The 16,808-nt window shown below is 70.8% G+C and carries 11 protein-coding genes; 9 read left to right on the top strand and 2 right to left on the bottom strand.

Annotated features, from left to right (window positions below):
• Positions 1 to 174: 174 nt before the first annotated feature.
• The 7 genes from ASD69_RS09435 (at position 175) to ASD69_RS09405 (ending at position 11,808) form a co-directional block, all read left to right on the top strand.
• The gene (locus ASD69_RS09435) at positions 175 to 2,568 is read left to right on the top strand and encodes a family 20 glycosylhydrolase (RefSeq protein WP_157499131.1); all 2,394 of its coding nucleotides are present in this window, start codon (positions 175 to 177) and stop codon (positions 2,566 to 2,568) included.
• Between the two features lie 138 nt (positions 2,569 to 2,706).
• Positions 2,707 to 3,354, top strand: coding sequence for a tetratricopeptide repeat protein (locus ASD69_RS09430; protein WP_235567195.1), 648 nt, complete (start codon positions 2,707 to 2,709; stop codon positions 3,352 to 3,354).
• A 267-nt stretch (positions 3,355 to 3,621) separates the two neighbouring features.
• Complete coding sequence (locus ASD69_RS09425) at positions 3,622 to 4,815, top strand: EAL domain-containing response regulator (protein ID WP_056177199.1); 1,194 nt, start codon at positions 3,622 to 3,624, stop codon at positions 4,813 to 4,815.
• Positions 4,816 to 4,825: 10 nt separating this feature from the next.
• Positions 4,826 to 7,711, top strand: a complete 2,886-nt coding sequence (locus ASD69_RS09420; RefSeq protein ID WP_056177196.1) for an ATP-binding protein — start codon at positions 4,826 to 4,828, stop codon at positions 7,709 to 7,711.
• A 233-nt stretch (positions 7,712 to 7,944) separates the two neighbouring features.
• A complete protein-coding gene (gene ggt, locus ASD69_RS09415; RefSeq protein ID WP_056177194.1) occupies positions 7,945 to 9,675 on the top strand; it encodes a gamma-glutamyltransferase in 1,731 nt (576 codons plus the stop codon).
• 70 nt (positions 9,676 to 9,745) lie between these two features.
• Positions 9,746 to 11,416 (top strand): putative 2OG-Fe(II) oxygenase, encoded by a 1,671-nt coding sequence (locus tag ASD69_RS09410; RefSeq protein ID WP_056177192.1) that lies wholly within the window; start codon positions 9,746 to 9,748, stop codon positions 11,414 to 11,416.
• 29 nt (positions 11,417 to 11,445) lie between these two features.
• A complete protein-coding gene (locus tag ASD69_RS09405; RefSeq protein ID WP_056177190.1) occupies positions 11,446 to 11,808 on the top strand; it encodes a gamma-glutamylcyclotransferase family protein in 363 nt (120 codons plus the stop codon).
• A gap of 209 nt (positions 11,809 to 12,017) precedes the next feature.
• Here ASD69_RS09405 and ASD69_RS09400 read toward each other — a convergent pair whose 3' ends face one another.
• Entirely contained in the window at positions 12,018 to 13,283 is a 1,266-nt protein-coding gene (locus tag ASD69_RS09400) for a TCR/Tet family MFS transporter (protein ID WP_056177187.1), read from the bottom strand.
• Between the two features lie 79 nt (positions 13,284 to 13,362).
• On the opposite strand from ASD69_RS09400, the gene ASD69_RS09395 reads away from it, so the two are divergent.
• Entirely contained in the window at positions 13,363 to 13,986 is a 624-nt protein-coding gene (locus ASD69_RS09395) for a TetR/AcrR family transcriptional regulator C-terminal domain-containing protein (RefSeq protein ID WP_056177185.1), read from the top strand.
• Between the two features lie 233 nt (positions 13,987 to 14,219).
• Here the strand turns inward: ASD69_RS09395 and ASD69_RS09390 are convergent, their stop codons facing one another.
• On the bottom strand, positions 14,220 to 15,710 hold the full coding sequence (locus tag ASD69_RS09390; RefSeq protein WP_056179731.1) for an AAA family ATPase: 1,491 nt from the start codon (positions 15,708 to 15,710) through the stop codon (positions 14,220 to 14,222).
• A gap of 118 nt (positions 15,711 to 15,828) precedes the next feature.
• Here ASD69_RS09390 and ASD69_RS09385 point away from each other — a divergent pair, with 118 nt between their 5' ends.
• On the top strand, positions 15,829 to 16,737 hold the full coding sequence (locus tag ASD69_RS09385) for an AEC family transporter (RefSeq protein WP_056177183.1): 909 nt from the start codon (positions 15,829 to 15,831) through the stop codon (positions 16,735 to 16,737).
• The last annotated feature ends 71 nt before the right edge of the window (positions 16,738 to 16,808 follow it).

Raw genomic sequence — 16,808 nt, 5'->3', positions numbered from 1 at the left:
TCGCGGAGTTTCGGATCGACGCGATGGTGCGGTTCGCCTACGGCTCACCGCACCCTACGATCCAGGCACTACCGCGCCTTCGGGCGCTCCGGTAGCTTTCAGCTGCGACAACGGGCCCGGTTATGCCGGGCCCGCTTGTTGTATGAGTGTCGGACGGACAACGAGGGGTCGGGGATGAGCGGTAAACGCATGCGCGCGGCGGTGGCCGCGACGGTAGTGCTGTCCATGGTGACGGCGATCACATTGTCGGCCTGCCAGCGCGGCGGCCAGGACGCGACGGCGGACGTGCCCGCCGCCCAGGCCTCGCAGATCACGCCGGTCATTCCGTTGCCGGCCAAGGTGATCGCGCGCGAAGGCGCGTTCGTGCTGGACGTGAGCACGCGCCTGCAGGCCGCCGGCGGCAACGCCGACGCGGCGCGGATCGCACGCGACTTCGCCGCGCGCCTGCAGCGTCTGCGCGGTTTCGCGCCCAACGTCGACGCCAGCGGCAACGCCGCCGGCGAGGCCGCGCACACCGTCGTATTCGCGATCGATCCTCAGGCCGCGCTGCCCAACGACGAGGCCTACCACCTCGACATCGGCCCGCAGGGCGCGCGCATCGAAGCGCGTGCGCCGGCCGGTCTGTTCTACGGCGCGGTCACGCTGTGGCAGCTGGCCACCGCCGACGGCGGCCGCGGCGCGGCGACCATCGCCGCGCAACGTATCGAAGACGCGCCGCGTTTCGGCTGGCGCGGGCTGATGCTGGATTCGGCGCGCCATTTCCAGAGCGTCGACCAGGTCAAGACCCTGATCGACCAGATGGCGCTGCACAAGCTCAACACCTTCCACTGGCATCTCACCGACGACCAGGGTTGGCGGATCGAGATCAAGAAATATCCCAAGCTCACCGAAGTCGGCAGCTGCCGGATTCCGGCCGGCGCTTCCGGCCACGACCCGGTCACCGGCGCGGCGCTCCAGTACTGCGGCTACTACACCCAGGACCAGATCCGCGACGTGGTGCGTTACGCCGCCGAACGCTACGTCACCATCGTCCCCGAGATCGAAATGCCGGGCCATGCCCAGGCCGCGATCGCCGCCTATCCCGAGCTGGGCGTGAGTGACGTGCTCAAGGCGCCGCCGCCGGTGTCGCCGGACTGGGGCGTGCACACCTATCTGTTCAACACCCAGGACGCCACCTTCGGTTTCCTGCAGGACGTGCTGGCCGAAGTCACCACCTTGTTCCCCGGGCGCTACATCCACATCGGCGGCGACGAGGCGGCCAAGGACCAGTGGCAGGCCTCGCCCAGCATCCAGGCGCAGAAGACCGCACTGGGGTTGAAGGACGAGATGGCGATGCAGAGCTGGTTCGTGGCCCGCATCGAGAACTACCTGGGCAGCCACAATCGCCGCCTGATCGGCTGGGACGAGATCCTCGAAGGCGGCCTGCCGCCGCGCGCGACGGTGATGTCCTGGCGAGGCATCAAGGGCGCGGTCGAGGCCGCGCGCGCCGGACACGACGTGGTGCTGGCGCCGGCGCCGGACCTGTATTTCGATCACGTGCAAAGCGACAACGACGACGAAGCCACCGGGCGCCTGGCCGCGATGACCTTGAAATCGGTGTACGGCTTCGAGCCGGTGCCGGCCGAGCTCACGCCCGAACAGGCCAAGCACGTGCTCGGCGCGCAGGCCAATCTGTGGACCGAGCACAAGCGCAGCTTCGACGCGGTCGAGCGCGCCTACTTCCCGCGCACGGCCGCGCTGGCCGAAGCGGTGTGGTCGCCCAAGGGCGCGCGCGACTGGGACGGCTTCCTGCGCCGGCTGGTGCCGCAGATGGGGCGCTATCAGGCGCAGAAGGTTCAAGCCTCGGATGCGGCGTTCGCGGTGCGCTTCGAAGTCGAGCGCGACGGCCAGGGCCAGCCGCTGCTGAAGTTGTCCAATCAGGTCGGTTTCGGCCAGATCCGCTATCTCGAAGGCAAGGGCGAACTGAGCACGCAATCGCCGCTGTATGCCGCGCCGCTGGCGCTGCGCCCGCCGACCGTGTTCCAGGCCGCGACCTATGTCGACGGCCGCCCGCTGTCGGCACCGCGGCGCTACGCCCCGGCCGATCTGGCCGCACTGAGCCAGCGCACCGGTAACCGCCTGCGCCAGTGCAAGGGCGGTCTGAACCTGCGCATGGAGGACGACGCGCCAGCCGACGGCATCGGCGGGCGTTCGCCGCGAGCGACTCTACTGGCCGACGTGTTCGACCCGTGCTGGATCTATGAAGGCGCGGCCCTGGACCAGGTCGGCGCGATCGAGGTCCGGGTCGGCCAGGTGCCCTTCAATTTCCAGCTCTGGCACGACACGCCCAAGGTCGTCACCCGCGCCGCCAACGGGCCGGAAGGCGCGTTGGAAGTGCGCGCCGACACCTGCGAGGGCGCGCCGATCGCGGTGCTGCCGCTGGGCTCGGCGCGGCGCACCGCCGGTCTCACCACGCTGCGCGCCAAGATCGCGCCGACCGCGGGCACCCATGATTTGTGCCTGGTGTTCGCCAGCGGCAGTCACGACCCCTTGTGGGCGATCGAGCGGGTGACCCTGCAGCCGCGCTGAGGCCGGCCCCCGGTCTGCACGCCCCGGCCCGCGCCGGGGCGTCGCCCTGCCCGATTCAGCGCAGAAAGCGTGATGAACGGCGCGATCCGGACCCCGCTCGGGTTAGCATGGCGGGGTATTACGGGGGATTCATCGATCATGCGTATTCGTAGTGTGTTGTTGTTGACGGCCCTGCTGGCCGTGTCCGGAACCGCCGCGGCCCAGACCGCCGCCACTCAGCCGCTGCCCAAGCCCGCCGAGTTCTATTTCGACGCCGATGCCAACACCACCAAGCCGGTGGTGGTGGTGCGCGATACCGGCGAAGCGGCGATGCAGAAGCTCAGCCGCATCATCGAACGCAAGGCCGGCGCCGACGCCGAGGCCGCGCAGCTCGCGCACTTGGCCATGGAAGCCGGCCGCGTCGAGCTCGGCCGCCAGCTGTACGCGCGCGCGCTGTCCGGCCTGGACGCCACCGACGGCATCTGGCGCTCGGTGATGTGGAACTACGGCTGGGACCTGTATCGCGCCGGCGACGACAAGGGCGCCTTCGAACAATGGCGCACCCTGGCCACCACGCGCGGCGTGACCGCCAGCTGGATGCCGCCGACCTTCGCCCTGGTGCTGTGGTCGATGGGCCGCAAGGACGAGGCCGTGCAGTGGTACGCCGCCGCCGTGCGCACCGAGCCGCTGCAGTGGAACACCACCGCCCAGTACGCGCGCCTGCTGCCGGCCTGGACCGAGGCCGAGCGCAAGATGCTGGCGGAAGTGCAGGCGGCCTGGGCCGCCAATCCGCCCAAGTATCCCTGAGCGCGGACCTACCTGGGACCTAAAAAAGCGGAGCCTCGGCTCCGCTTTTTTTATGCGCCGCAGGCGTCAGCGTCCGCCCGACGACCGGCATCGCCGCCCTGAGAGGCAGGCGGGGCGGGCCTGCGGGCCCTGCGCCCTCGTCCATGCCGGAGCCGCGACCGTTCGTCGGCGCCGTTCCCGTTGAACGCTATGCACGGATACAGTCGGGCCGTTGCGATCGCGCCGCCCCGCATCGTGGCCACGGCAGGGCTCTCACCAGGGAACGGCATGTCGATTACGACGCTTAGCGTGATGGTGGTGGAGGATCACGGGTTCCAGCGCCGCATGGCGCTGCGCCTGCTCGCCGAGCTGGGCGTGGTCAACGTGCTCGAAGCCGCCGACGGCGCCGGCGCGCTGCGCCTGCTGGAGGAAGTGCGCACGCCGCCGGACGTGATCCTGGTCGATCTGGACATGCCCGGCATGGACGGCATCGAGTTCATCGACCACGTCGCCCAGCGCAGCCTGGCGCGCTCGGTGGCGGTGGTCAGCGCGTTGGATCCGGCCCTGCTCAATACCGTGCAGACCATGGCGCGCGCCTACGGCCTGCGCGTGCTGGGCAATGTCGAAAAGCCGCTGACCCTGGCCAAGCTGCAGCAGGCGCTGGAAGGCTACGAGCACGCCCTGCACGCGGCCGAGGCCGACGAGCCGGTCGAGGTCACGCCGCTGCTGGTCCGCGAGGCGCTGGCGGCGGGCGAGATCGGGCCGTGGTTCCAGCCGCAGGTCGAGTTCGGCAACGGCAAGCCGGTCGGGGTGGAGGCGCTGGCGCGTTGGCGCCGTCCCGACGGCCGCATCGTGCGCCCGATGCATTTCGTGCCGATGATGGAGCGCGAAGGCCTAGTCGATCTGCTCACCGATCACATGCTGGTCGAGGGTTGCCGCTGGAAGCGCAGCTGGGATCAGCAGGGCATCCGCCTGAATCTGTCGGTCAACGTCTCGCCCGCGACCCTGGCCGACAGCGGCGCGGCCGACCGCTTCCAGCACCTGGTGCGCGAGGCCGGGGTGGAGCCGGAGGAAGTGGTGCTGGAGATCACCGAGAGCTCGCTGATGAGCGACGCCGCGCGCGGACTGGGCGTGCTGGCGCGCCTGCGTCTGAAAGGCTTCGGCCTGTCGATCGACGATTTCGGCACCGGCTATTCCTCGCTCTCGCAGCTGTCGCAGATTCCGTTCACCGAACTCAAGATCGATCAGGGCTTCGTCTCCGGCGCCAAGGAGCAGCCGCGCAAGCGGGCGGTGATCGAGGCCAGCCTGGACCTGGCGCGCAAGCTCGGGCTGGACGTGGTCGCCGAGGGCGTGGAAACCGTCGACGACTGGCAGATGCTGGCCGAGCTGGGCTGCGGCATGGCCCAGGGCCATCTGATCGCCGAACCGGTGCCCGGCGAGGATCTGCCCAGCGTGCTCGGTCGCTGGCGGCGGCCGGAGTAGAGCGCGCCGCATGCGCGCCTGGCTGGGCACGCTCAGCATCCGGCGCCAGCTGTGGGCGCTGTTCGGCCTGCTGCTGCTGACCGGCGCGGCGGTGCTGGTGATCGACGAGGTCGCCCAGTACCGCGCCCGCGAATCGCTGCTGACCCTGCGCGACGATTCCCTGCGCGGCCTGCGCCGGATCAAGATGGTCTCCGATGCCTACGGCCTGGACGTGGTCGACACCACCTTTCGCGTGCGCAACGACCTGGTGCCCTGGCGCGAGGGCGTGGCCACCATCGACGAGGCGCGCAAACGCATCGACGAAAGCTGGGCGGTACTGGCGCGGCTGCCGCGCACGCCCGAGGAGCAGGTTCACTTCCGCGCCGCCGCCGACGCGCGCGTGGCCGCCGACGCGGCCGCGGCGGAGTTGCGCGCGATCCTGGTGCGCGAGGATATCGACGCCCTGGGCCGTTTCGCCGACACGCGTTTGTACCCGGCCATCGATCCGGTCACCCAGCGCCTGAAGCTGCTGTCGGACCTGGCCATGGTCGAGGCCGACGGCGTGGTCCGCAACGATATCGCACGCAACCGCCAAGCCAGCATGCTGCGTATCGGGCTGTCGGTGTTGGCGCTGCTGATCGCGGCGGTGGTCGGGCGCCGGGTGTTGCGCAACGCCTACCGCGGCGTCGAAAGCCTGACCTGGCTGGCGCGGCGCATGCGCGAGCACGATTACACCGCCACGCCCAAGCACGAGCCGCGCGGCGAGCTGGCCACGGTGATGCAGGCCTTCATGGAAATGCGCCGCGACGTGCTGGGCTTCGAGAACGAACTCACCGGCCAGCTGATTCGCAACGAACGCACGCGCGCCGAGTTGGAGCGTCGCGAACAGTTCCAGCGTTCGTTGCTGGACGCGGCCCAGACCGCGATCGTCGCGGTCGACGCGCGCGGCCAGTTCAGCCAGGTCAATCCCTTCGCCGAGCAGTTGCTGGGCTGGCACGCCAGCGATCTGCTCGCGCGCGAGCGCTTGCACGCGCTGTTCGAACCCAAGGCGTTGCAGACGCTGGCGTTCGAACTCGGCGACCGGCTGGGGCGGCCGGTGCAGGCCGATTGGACCGCGCTGCGCGAGCTGGCGCGGATGCGCGCCGCGCCGCGCGAGATGATGCTGCGCCATCGCAACGGCACCTGGGTGCCGGCGCTGGTGGCGGTGTCGGCGATGAACGAGCCCGACGGCGGCGACGGCGGCTTGTTGCTGGTCGCCGCCGACCTCAGCGCGATCCGGCGCCTGGAACGCGAGCTGCGCGCGAGCGAGGCGCGCGCGCAGGAGGCCAGCCGCGCCAAGTCCTCGTTCCTGGCCGCGATGAGCCACGAGATCCGCACCCCGATGATCGGCGTGACCGGCATGATCGAAGTGCTCGCGCACTCGCGCCTGGATCCCGATCAACGGCGCGCCTTGAACGTGATCCAGCAGTCGTCCGCCTCGCTGCTGCAGATCATCGGCGACATCCTGGATTTCTCGAAGATCGAGGCCGGCCGTCTGGAGTTGTCGCCCAGCGTGGTCGCGCTGCCGGCGCTGTTGCGCAGCACGGTCGCCAACTACGCCGGCGCCGCCTCCAGCAAAGGCCTGAACCTGCTGTGCGAAATCGATCCGCGCGTCGGCCCGGCGCACCGCGCCGACGGACTGCGCCTGCGCCAGGTGGTCGGCAACTTCCTGTCCAACGCGCTCAAGTTCACCGCCGAAGGCCTGGTTCAGGCGGCGCTGGAATGGCAGTCCAGCGCCAAGGACGCCGACGGCACGGTGCGCGACACCTTGTGCTTCCGCGTCACCGACACCGGCATCGGCGTGGGCGAAGAGCAGCAGCGCCATCTGTTCCAGCCATTCAGCCAGGCCGAGGGCGACACCACGCGCCGTTACGGCGGCACCGGCCTGGGCCTGGCGATCTGCCGTCGCCTGGCCGAGCTGATGGGCGGCGAGGTGAGCATGGAAAGCCGGCCCGGCCTGGGCACCAGCATGCGTCTGACGGTGAGCCTGGCGCGCGCGCCGGAATCGGAACTGCCCGCCGAGCCCGACGGCGCCGAGGCGCCGGCCACGATCGCGCCGCGCCCCATGCCCAGCCTGGAGCAGGCCGAGCGCGAGCGCAGCCTGGTGCTGCTGGCCGACGACCATCCGACCAACCGCATGGTGATCGCGCGCCAACTCGCCCTGGCCGGTTACGCCAGCGAGGCGGCCGAGGACGGCCTGCAGGCGCTGGAACGCTGGCGCAGCGGCCGCTACGCCCTGCTGCTGTCGGACGTGCACATGCCCGGCCTGGACGGCTATGCCCTGGCGCGCGCGATCCGCGCGGCGGAGGTCGAGGAAGGCTTGGAGCGCACGCCGATCGTGGCCCTGACCGCCTCGGCGCTGAAGGGCGAGGCCGAACGCTGCCTGGCGGCGGGCATGGACGATTACCTGAGCAAGCCGGTGTCGGTGCCGGTGCTGGCGACCTGCCTGCAGCGCTGGCTGCCGCATACGCTGCCCCACGGCGTCGATGCCGCGACCGCCGAGACGGGCGCGACGACGGCCTTGCCGCAGCTCGATCAGGCCCGAACCTTGGACGCCGAGGTGCTGGGCGCGCTCACCGGCGGCGCGCCCACGGAAGCGCGTGCCCTGCTCGAGGAATTCCTGGCCGCGACCGCGCAGGACGCGGCGGGGCTGCACGCGGCGCGCGAGGGCGGCGATACCGTCGCGCTCACGCGCCAGGCGCACAAGATCAAGGGCGCCGCGCGCATGGTCGGCGCGACCGAACTGGCGCAGGCGGCCGCGGCGCTGGAAACGGCCGGCCGCCACGGCGACTGGCCGGCGATCCTGCCGTTGGCGGCCGATCTGGACACCGCCTTGCAGCACCTGCGTCTGCTCGCGGCGCAACTGCCGTCGAGCTGATCTCGGCGCGGGCGACCGAGCCCGCGTCGCATCGCCGCGCTTTGGTGGTGGGAGCGGCGCGCGCCGCGACCACGCAAGCTCGAACGCCCGCGCCGTACGCCTGCACTCCAGACCACAGGTTCTGCGCTCGCTCCCCCGCATACGCCGCCGTCGGGTCCCCCTCCGCGCGACCGTGCCGCTCCCTCCCGCGCCGGTCTGCGTTATCGTCGCGGTCCGATCCGCGGAGCCGCGCCATGACCTCACGCCTCGTGCCCCACCGCTTGCCGCTGCTCCTGCTCGGCGTGCTGCTCGCCGCCGGCCACGCCGCGCCGGCTGCCGCCGCCGACCGCGTCACCGGCAAACCCTTCGCGACCCGCAGCGAGGTCTACGCGCCGCACGCGATCGCCGCGACCTCGCATCCGCTGGCCACCCAAATCGCGCTGGACGTGATGAAGCAGGGCGGCAGCGCGGTCGACGCGGCGATCGCCGCCAACGCCGCGCTTGGTTTGATGGAGCCCACCGGTAGCGGCATCGGCGGCGACTTGTTCGCGATCGTCTGGGATCCCAAGACCAAGCAGCTTTACGGCTACAACGGCTCCGGGCGTTCGCCCAAGTCGCTCAGCCTGGCCGAGTTCCGCAAGCGCGGCCTCAGCGACGTGCCGTCCTACGGACCGTTGCCGGTGACCGTGCCCGGCGCGGTCGACGCCTGGTTCGCCCTGCACGGCCGCTTCGGCCGCAAGTCCATGGCCGACGACCTGGCCCCGGCGATCCGCTACGCGCGCGAAGGCCATCCGGTGCACGAGGTGATCGCCTACTACTGGAACGCCTCGGTGCCGCGCCTGTCGAAGTGGCCCGGCTTCAAGGAGCAGTTCACCATCGACGGGCGCGCCCCGCGCACCGGCGAGACCTGGAAGAACCCCAACCTGGCCGCGACCCTGGAGAAGATCGCCAACGGCGGCCGCGACGCGTTCTACAAGGGCGATATCGCGCGCACCATCGACGCCTACTTCAAGGCCAACGACGGCTACCTCAGCTACGACGATCTGGCCTCGCACCAGGGCGAGTGGGTCGAGCCGGTCAGCAGCAACTACCGCGGCTACGACGTCTGGGAACTGCCGCCCAACGGCCAGGGCATCGCCGCGCTGCAGATCCTCAACATCCTGGAAGGCTACGACCTCAAGGGCTACGGCTTCGGCAGCCCGGAGCACGTGCACCTGTTCGCCGAAGCCAAGAAGCTGGCCTTCGCCGACCGCGCGCGCTGGTACGCCGATCCGGCCTTCGGCAAGCTGCCGGTCGAACAGCTGATCTCCAAGCGTTATGCCGAACAACGCCGCAAGCTGATCTCGATGGACAAGGCCGCGCGCGAAGTGCAGCCGGCCACGCCCAAGGAACTGGACGAGGGCGACACCATCTACATGACCGTGGCCGACGCCGACGGCATGATGGTCTCGTTGATCCAATCCAACTACCGCGGCATGGGCAGCGGCATGGCCGCGCCGGGCCTGGGCTTCATCTTCCAGGACCGCGGCGAGCAGTTCGTGCTCAAGGAAGGCCACCCGAATTCGTTCGCGCCGGGCAAGCGCCCGTTCCACACCATCATTCCCGCGTTCGTGACCAAGGACGGCAAGCCCTGGTTGTCGTTCGGCGTGATGGGCGGCGCGATGCAGCCGCAGGGCCATGCGCAGATCGTGATGAACCTGATCGACTTCGGCATGAACCTGCAGGAAGCCGGCGATGCGCCGCGCATCCAGCACGACGGTTCCACCGAGCCGGCCGGACAGGCCACGGTGATGAGCGACGGCGGCGAGCTGGATCTGGAAACCGGCTATCCCTACGAAACCGTGCGCGAGCTGATGCGCAAGGGCCATAGCGTGCGTTTCGCCAACGGCCCTTACGGCGGCTACCAGGCCATCATGGTCAATCCCCACGGCGGTTACGTCGGCGCCAGCGAATCGCGCAAGGACGGCCAGGCGGCGGGCTACTGATGAGCGATCGCAGGCCGCTCGCGCTACGGCGTTCGGGCGATCGTGCCGCGGTCGGCGGCGGCACGCCCGCATGAACGCCGTTGCAGGTCTGCTGCGCGAAGCCTACGCGGCCTTGCAACGCGGCGACGCGGCGCAGGCACGCCTGCGCTGCGAAGCGGTGTTCGCCCAGGATCCGAACAACTTCGATGCCTGGCGCATGCTCGCGGTCGCCGCGCAGGCGCTGGGCGACGCGCCACGCGGGCTGGCGGCGGCGACGCGCGCGCAGCAACTGCGCCCGGACGACGGCCCGGCCGCCTTGGACCTGGGCACGCGCCTGCTGCACGCCGGCCAGGCCGCGGCCGCGGCGCCCTTGCTGCAACTGGCCATGCAGCGCCTGCCGCAGGACGCGCGCGCGGCGTTCCGCTACGCCAACGCGGCTTTCCAACTGGGCGACTACGCCACCGCCGCCGCCGGCTTCGCTGCCGCGACCGAGCGCGATCCGAACTGGCCCGAGGCCTGGAACAACCTGTCCGCGGCGCACAGCCGGTTGCAGGAATATCCGCAGGCGATCGCGGCCGCGCGCAACGCCTTGCGGCTGGCGCCGCAGGACCCGGAAGCGCACCAGGCCTTGGCTGTGCTGCTGTCCAATCTGTTCGATCGGCCTTCCTTGCTGGAGGGCCTGCGGTCGGCCGAACGCGCCCTGCAACTGGACCCGAACCTGGCCGCGGCGCATCGCAACGCCGCGGTGCTGCTGCGCAAGCTCGGCGAGCCGGTACGCGCCGAAGCGCATGCGCGCCGGGCCTTGCAGTTGCAGCCGGATCATACCGGCAGCGTCGAGATCCTCGGCGATCAATTGATCTTGAACGGTCGCGGCAGCGATGCCGCCGCGATCTACGCCGACGCGATCGGTCGCGGCCTGGACACGCCGGTGCTGCAACGCCAGCACGGCATCGCACTGCTGCACGCCGGCCGGGCCCAGGCCGCGCACGAGCAGCTGAGCGCGGCGCTGCGGCAGCAAGGCGACGACCAGCGCAGCATCGCCCACCTCGGCGTGGCGCTGGCCGCCGATGGCCGCGTCGCCGACGCGGTCGACCTGCTGGGGCTGCAACGTCACATCCACGCGATCGATCTCGCGCCGCCGCCCGCGTATGCCGATGCCGCCGCCTTCCATGCCGAGTTGGCCCAGGACATCCGCCGCCACAGCCAGCAGCGTTGGGAGCCGGCCGGTCTGGCCGCGCGCCAGGCCTATCTCAGCGGCGATCTGCTCGCCGATCGCACCCCGGCCATCGTCGGCTTCGAGCAGCGCCTGCGCGCGGCGATCGACGCCTTCATCTCCGATGCGCGCCAGCGCCAGGCCGGCACGGACGCGCACGACGACGTATTCCTGCGCAACGTGCCGCTGCGCTACCGCCTGCACGTGTGGGCGACCCAGGCCGCCGAGAGCGGCTACATCGACACCCACATCCACGAGGATTCCTGGTTGTCGGGCGCGTACTACGTCGAACTGCCCGAGGCGATCGCCGACGCCGCTCCCGATCAAGCCGATCCCGATCCCGATCACGCCGCTTCCGGTCACGCCGGCTGGATCGAATTCGGCCGGCCCTACGCGGGCCTGCCGCAATGGCCGGCGGACGCGTTGCGTCTGGTGCGCCCGCAGGTGGGCCGCCTGCTGCTGTTCCCGTCCTATGTGTTCCACCGCACCTTGCCTTACCAGGGCAGCGGCGAACGCATCAGCATTTCCTTCGATCTCGCGGCCGCCTAGGGCGGCGCCGCGCTCGCCCAGAACGCAAGATGAGCACCGACGACGCCCGCGACCAGGCCCTGTTCTCCTACGGCACCCTGCAAGACGCAGGCGTGCAGCGCGCCACCTTCGGCCGCCTGCTGCACGGCGAGGCCGATGCCCTGGTCGGTTATCGGCGCAGCGCGTTGAAGATCGAAGACGCGCAGGTCGTGGCCATCAGTGGCCAGGCCCATCACCCCATCGTCGAGCGCAGCGACGACCCGGCCGACCGCGTTAGCGGCACGGTGTTCGCGATCACCGCCGAAGAGCTGCGCCACGCCGACGCCTACGAAGTCGACGCCTACCAACGCGTCGAGGCGCCGCTGGCCTCGGGCCGGCGCGCCTGGGTGTACGTGAAGCGCAACGGCGGCTGATCCGGTCCCCAGCTTCGATCACCGCTCTGCCTCCCCCTTTGCAAAGGGGGATCGAGGGGGATTTGCTTTTCAAGCCGCGCCTCCAGTCCCGTAGGATGCGCTGAGCCCTAGGCGAACCGCATCGCCGCGCCATTACGAGCGCCCGCGCGCCCCATCCGCCGACATCGTCGCGCAAGCTCGCAACTGCACGCCACCACACGCCACCGGCCTCAGCCCGTCGTGGCGTCGGCGCTAACGCCCCGTGCGGCCACCCCGCGCGCGCCACGCAAGAGCGCGCGCAAAGCCGGAATGCACGGCAGATACAGCGCCGCACCCACGACCCAGGCCCAGCCGTTCCAATGCCCGACGCCGGCGACGTAGACCGCGCCGAACACCAGCGGGCCGATCACCGCGGCCAAGCTGGCGAGGCTGGCCAGCACGCCTTGCAACGCGCCCTGGCGGGCTTCGTCGGTGTGCGTGCTGGACATCGCCAGCAAGGCCGGCCCGCCGATGCCGCCGCCGGCGGCCAGCAGCAGGCCCGGCGCCACGGTCCAGCCGCTGCGCGCGAACGCGAAGGTCAGGTAACCCAGCACATCGCTGACCACGCCGCCGACCAGGCTGCGCGCGGGGCCGAAGCGTTCGCTGATGCGGCCGGTCGCCAGCGCCTGGAACAGCGCGTGCATCACCCCGAACGCGGCCAGCGACAGGCCCACCGCGGTCGGATTCCAACCGAAGCGGTCGTGGCCGTAGATCGCCCACAGCGTGCCCGGCACCTGCCCGGCCAATTGCATGGCCAGGTACAGCCAGAGCAGCGGCGCCAGGTCCGGCAGCCGGCCCAGTTCGCGCAAGGAATGCCACGGCACCAGTTCGCGCAGCGCCGGCGCGCGGCCGCGTTCGCGCGCCGGCTCGGGCAGCGCCAGCCAGGCCAGGCAGAAGTTCAGCGCTGCCAGCACCGCCGCCGCCACGAACGGCGCCCGCAACCACATCGCACCGAGCAGGCCGCCGATCACCGGCCCCGCGATCAGGCCCAGGCCGAAGCTCGCGCCCATCCAGCCGTAGCGGCGCGCGCGCTGGGACGCGTCGGAAATGTCGGCGATGTAGGCCCCGGCGACCGAGCCGCTGGCGCCGCTGATGCCGGACATGGCGCGGCCCAGATACAGCAGCGACAGCCAGGGCGCGCAGGCCATCAGCAGGTAGTCCAAGGCGCTGCCAAGCAGCGAGAACAGCAGCACCGGGCGGCGGCCATAGCGGTCGCTGAGCGCACCCAGCGCCGGCGCGCACACGAATTGCATCAGCGCGTACAGCGCGGTCAGGGCACCGGCGTGCAGGGCCAGATTGCGCTGCAGGCCGAAGGAGTCGAGCAGCTGCGGCAGGACCGGCGCGATCAGGCCCAGGCCGATCGCGTCCAGCGCGACCGTGGCCAGGATCAGGGCCAGGGCGTAGCGGGCGGGGGACCGGGTCGGCGGCGCAGGCCGGCCGGAGGGTAGGGTGCTCATGGCGTTTCCCTATCAGTGATAGATTGTGCACATGCTAATCTATCGTCGATAGGGGGGCAAGGCCCATGGCCGGAGCGCAATGAAACTGCAACGGGACAAGGTGGTGGCCGCCGCCCTGAAGCTGCTGGACGAGGTCGGCATGGACGGCCTGACCACGCGCCGCCTGGCCGAGGCGCTGGGCGTGCAGCAGCCCAGCCTGTACTGGCATTTCAAGAACAAGCGCGAGCTGCTCGACGCCCTGGCCGACGCGATGCTGGCCGAGCAGCGTCCGGTGGACCGCGCCGCTTACCCGGACTGGCGCGATTGGATGACCGCCCAGGCGCACGAGTTCCGCCGCTGCCTGCGCGCGCACCGCGACGGCGCGCGCGTGCACATCGGCACGCGCCCGCAGGCCGGCGAATTCGGCGACGGCGAGGCGCAGCTGGCGTATCTGGTCGCGGCCGGCTTCGCTCCGGCGGACGCTTTGCGCGCGATGATCTCGCTTAGCTACTACACGATCGGCTGGCTGCTGGAAGAACAGGCCGCGACCGAAGCCGGACGCGGCCCCGGGCAGGCGCCGATGGCGCCGGATCCGCAGCGCTATCCGCTGCTGGCGCAAGCGCAGACGGTGTTGAGCCAGAACGATACCGAGGCCGATTACGACTACGGCCTGCGTGCGCTGATCGCGGGGTTCGAGGCGTTGATGGTGCGGCCGCAGGCGTAAGCGCTCACCGCGTCGCATCGCCAAGCGCCACGTAGGATGCGCTGAGCCAAAGGCGAACCGCATCGTCGCGCGAATTCGTAGCGATGCGACGGTGCGGCTACCGCCGCACCCTACGACACACGCGTTTCTCACGAACCACTCGAAGAGCGCCCGCCTCAGGCCCAGCTTCGTAGGATGCGTTGAGCCCTAAGCGAATCGCATCGCCGCGACACCACGATCGCCCGCGCCGCCGATCAATCCGCCGGCACCGTCCGCGAACGCGCCCACTCGCGCAAACCCTCGACCTGCTCGGCCATCATCACCGACAAGGGCCGGGTCTGCTTGAGCTCGGCGCGCAGCTGGAAATCCGCCATCGGCGCGCCGGCCGCGTGCGCGGCGTACAGCGCGGCGACGATGGCCTGCTCGATCTCGGCGCCGGAAAAACCGTCGCTGGCCGCGGCCAGCGCGGGCAGGTCGAAAGCGTCCGGTTCCAGCGAACGCTTGCGCAGATGCAGGGCGAACAATTCGATGCGCGCCGAGGCGTCGGGCAGGTCGACGAAGAAGATCTCGTCGAAGCGGCCCTTGCGCAGCAGCTCCGGCGGCAGCGCGTCGATCTGGTTGGCGGTGGCCACCAGGAACACGCGCGACTTGCGTTCGGCCATCCAGGTCAGCAGATAGCCCAGCACGCGCCGCGACACCCCGCCGTCGCCGTCGCCGCCATCGCTGGCCAGGCCCTTCTCGATTTCGTCGATCCACAGCACGCAGGGCGCGAGCTGTTCGGCCGAAGCCAGGGCCGAGCGCAGGTTCTTCTCGGTCTCGCCGTGGAACTTGTCGTACAGGGTGCCGAAATCCAGCCGCACCAGCGGCACACCGAAGCCGGCCGCGACCGCCTTGGCCAGCATGGATTTGCCGCAGCCCTGCACGCCCAGCAGTAGCACGCCCTTGGGCGGGTCCAGGCCCGGCGGCGGCTCGCCGCCGGTGAACACCGCACGGCGCTGCTCGACCCAGCGCTTGAGCCGGCGTGCGCCGGCGACGTCGCTCATGCGCGCGCTGTCGTATTCGTAATGCAGGTGCCCGGAGCGGTTGAGCAGTTCGAACTTGAGCTTGGCCAGCTCGGGCAGGTCGTCGGCGGCGATCGCGCCGTCGCGGAAGATCAGATGGCGCGCGATCCGGCGCGCGTCGACCGGGTCCAGGCCCTGCAGGTTGCGCACGATCTGCTGGACCACCTCGGCATCGGCCTCGACCCGGCGCCCGCCGTGCTCGCGCATGTAGTTCGCCGCTTCCTCGCGCACCAGCTTGAGCAGGGCGTTGGCGTCGGGCAGGCGCGGGGTGTAGCGCACCGCCAGCGAGTCCAGGTCCGACGGCAGCTCGACCTTGTGCCCGATCAGCACCAGCACGTGCGGCTGGCAGCCGCGCCGCTGCACGATCTCGCGCAGCTGGCGCTGGGTGCTGGCATAGCCCAGGTAGGGGTGGGCGTCGAACAGCAGGTAGATGCCGCGCTGGTCGGCGTCGCGGATCGCCTGCAACGTCGCCGAGATGTCGGGCGCGACCCGGGTCTCCTCGTCGTCGCGGTCGAAATCGACCCGGCGCAGGCCTTCGGTGATCGACCAGCGGTACAGCGCGCGCCACACCTGCATCAGCGCCTGCCGGAACAGTTCGACCACGCGGGTTTCGTCGCGGGTCTCGATCACGATCAGGGAGGTATTGGCGCGAATCAGCGCGGTCAGGTCTTGCAGGTCGGTCATGGAGGGATCTTCGAGGTCGCCGCCATGATATCGGCGCGCGCCGCCGAACGCTTGAGCGCGCGGGCCGCAACCGCGACCATGGCCCATCGCGCCCTGCGGCGCGCCGACCGCGAACGCGATGGCCTTCGACGCCTTTGCCCTGGTGCTGGCGCTGCTGGCGCTGGGCTATCTGTTCCAGCGCCTGCGGGCGCTGCCCGACAACGCCGCCCAGACCCTGAACCTGGTGGTGCTGTACGTCTGTCTGCCGGCCGCGGTGCTGCGCTACGCGCCGCGCCTGCAGCTGGAGCCGGCGCTGCTGGGCGTGGCCGCGGTGCCCTGGCTGCTGCTGGGCGCGACGGTGGCCCTGGTCGGCGCGCTGTCGCGCTGGCTCAAGTTCCGCCGCGACGAACACGCGGTGCTGCTGCTGACCGCGGCCCTGGGCAACACCAGCTTCCTGGGCTATCCGCTCACCCGCGCCCTGATCGGCGAGCACGCCTTGCCCTATGCGGTGGTCTACGACCAGTTCGGCGCCTTCCTGATCCTGTCCACCTTCGGCCTGTGGGTGCTCGCGCGCTACGGCGGCGACACCCCGCCGAACGCGCGCGACATGCTGCGCCGGGTGCTGCGCTTTCCGCCGCTGTGGGCCTTGCTGATCGGCTTCACGGTGATGCCGGCGCAGCCGCCGAGCTGGATCGCCGGCGGCCTGCAACGCCTGTCCGACGCGCTGCTGCCGCTGGCCATCCTCACCATCGGCCTGTCGGTGAAACTGACCTTGCCGCGCGACGAACTCAAGCCGCTGCTGTCGGGGCTGGCTTTGAAACTGGCGGTGATGCCGGCGCTGGCCTGCGTGCTGGTGCCGCTGCTGGGCCTGCACGGCGAGATGGCGCGCACGACCGTATTGGAATCGGCGATGCCGCCGATGGTCACCGCCGGCGCCCTGGCGATCGCGCAGCAGCTGGCGCCGCGCCTGGCCGCGGCCATGGTCGGCTACGGCCTGCTGCTGTCGCTGGCGACGCTGCCGCTGTGGGCGCGGGTGGCGGTGGGTTAGGGAAAAAAAACGGCGCCGGATCGCTCCGGCGCCGTCGACCTGCCCGCGCACGGGCCGCGGACTAGGTCTGG

This window comes from Lysobacter sp. Root604, from assembly GCF_001427505.1.
Taxonomy (GTDB): Bacteria; Pseudomonadota; Gammaproteobacteria; order Xanthomonadales; family Xanthomonadaceae; genus Lysobacter.
Note: the sequence above shows the minus strand (reverse complement) of the source record. Positions and strands in the feature narration are given on the sequence as shown.

Coding starts and splice junctions, on each gene's coding strand:
- ASD69_RS09435 (WP_157499131.1), top strand. CDS start 175: ATGAGCGGTAAACGCATGCGCGCGGCGGTGGCCGCGACGGTAGTGCTG.
- ASD69_RS09430 (WP_235567195.1), top strand. CDS start 2,707: ATGCGTATTCGTAGTGTGTTGTTGTTGACGGCCCTGCTGGCCGTGTCC.
- ASD69_RS09425 (WP_056177199.1), top strand. CDS start 3,622: ATGTCGATTACGACGCTTAGCGTGATGGTGGTGGAGGATCACGGGTTC.
- ASD69_RS09420 (WP_056177196.1), top strand. CDS start 4,826: ATGCGCGCCTGGCTGGGCACGCTCAGCATCCGGCGCCAGCTGTGGGCG.
- ggt (WP_056177194.1), top strand. CDS start 7,945: ATGACCTCACGCCTCGTGCCCCACCGCTTGCCGCTGCTCCTGCTCGGC.
- ASD69_RS09410 (WP_056177192.1), top strand. CDS start 9,746: ATGAACGCCGTTGCAGGTCTGCTGCGCGAAGCCTACGCGGCCTTGCAA.
- ASD69_RS09405 (WP_056177190.1), top strand. CDS start 11,446: ATGAGCACCGACGACGCCCGCGACCAGGCCCTGTTCTCCTACGGCACC.
- ASD69_RS09400 (WP_056177187.1), bottom strand. CDS start 13,283: ATGAGCACCCTACCCTCCGGCCGGCCTGCGCCGCCGACCCGGTCCCCC.
- ASD69_RS09395 (WP_056177185.1), top strand. CDS start 13,363: ATGAAACTGCAACGGGACAAGGTGGTGGCCGCCGCCCTGAAGCTGCTG.
- ASD69_RS09390 (WP_056179731.1), bottom strand. CDS start 15,710: ATGACCGACCTGCAAGACCTGACCGCGCTGATTCGCGCCAATACCTCC.
- ASD69_RS09385 (WP_056177183.1), top strand. CDS start 15,829: ATGGCCTTCGACGCCTTTGCCCTGGTGCTGGCGCTGCTGGCGCTGGGC.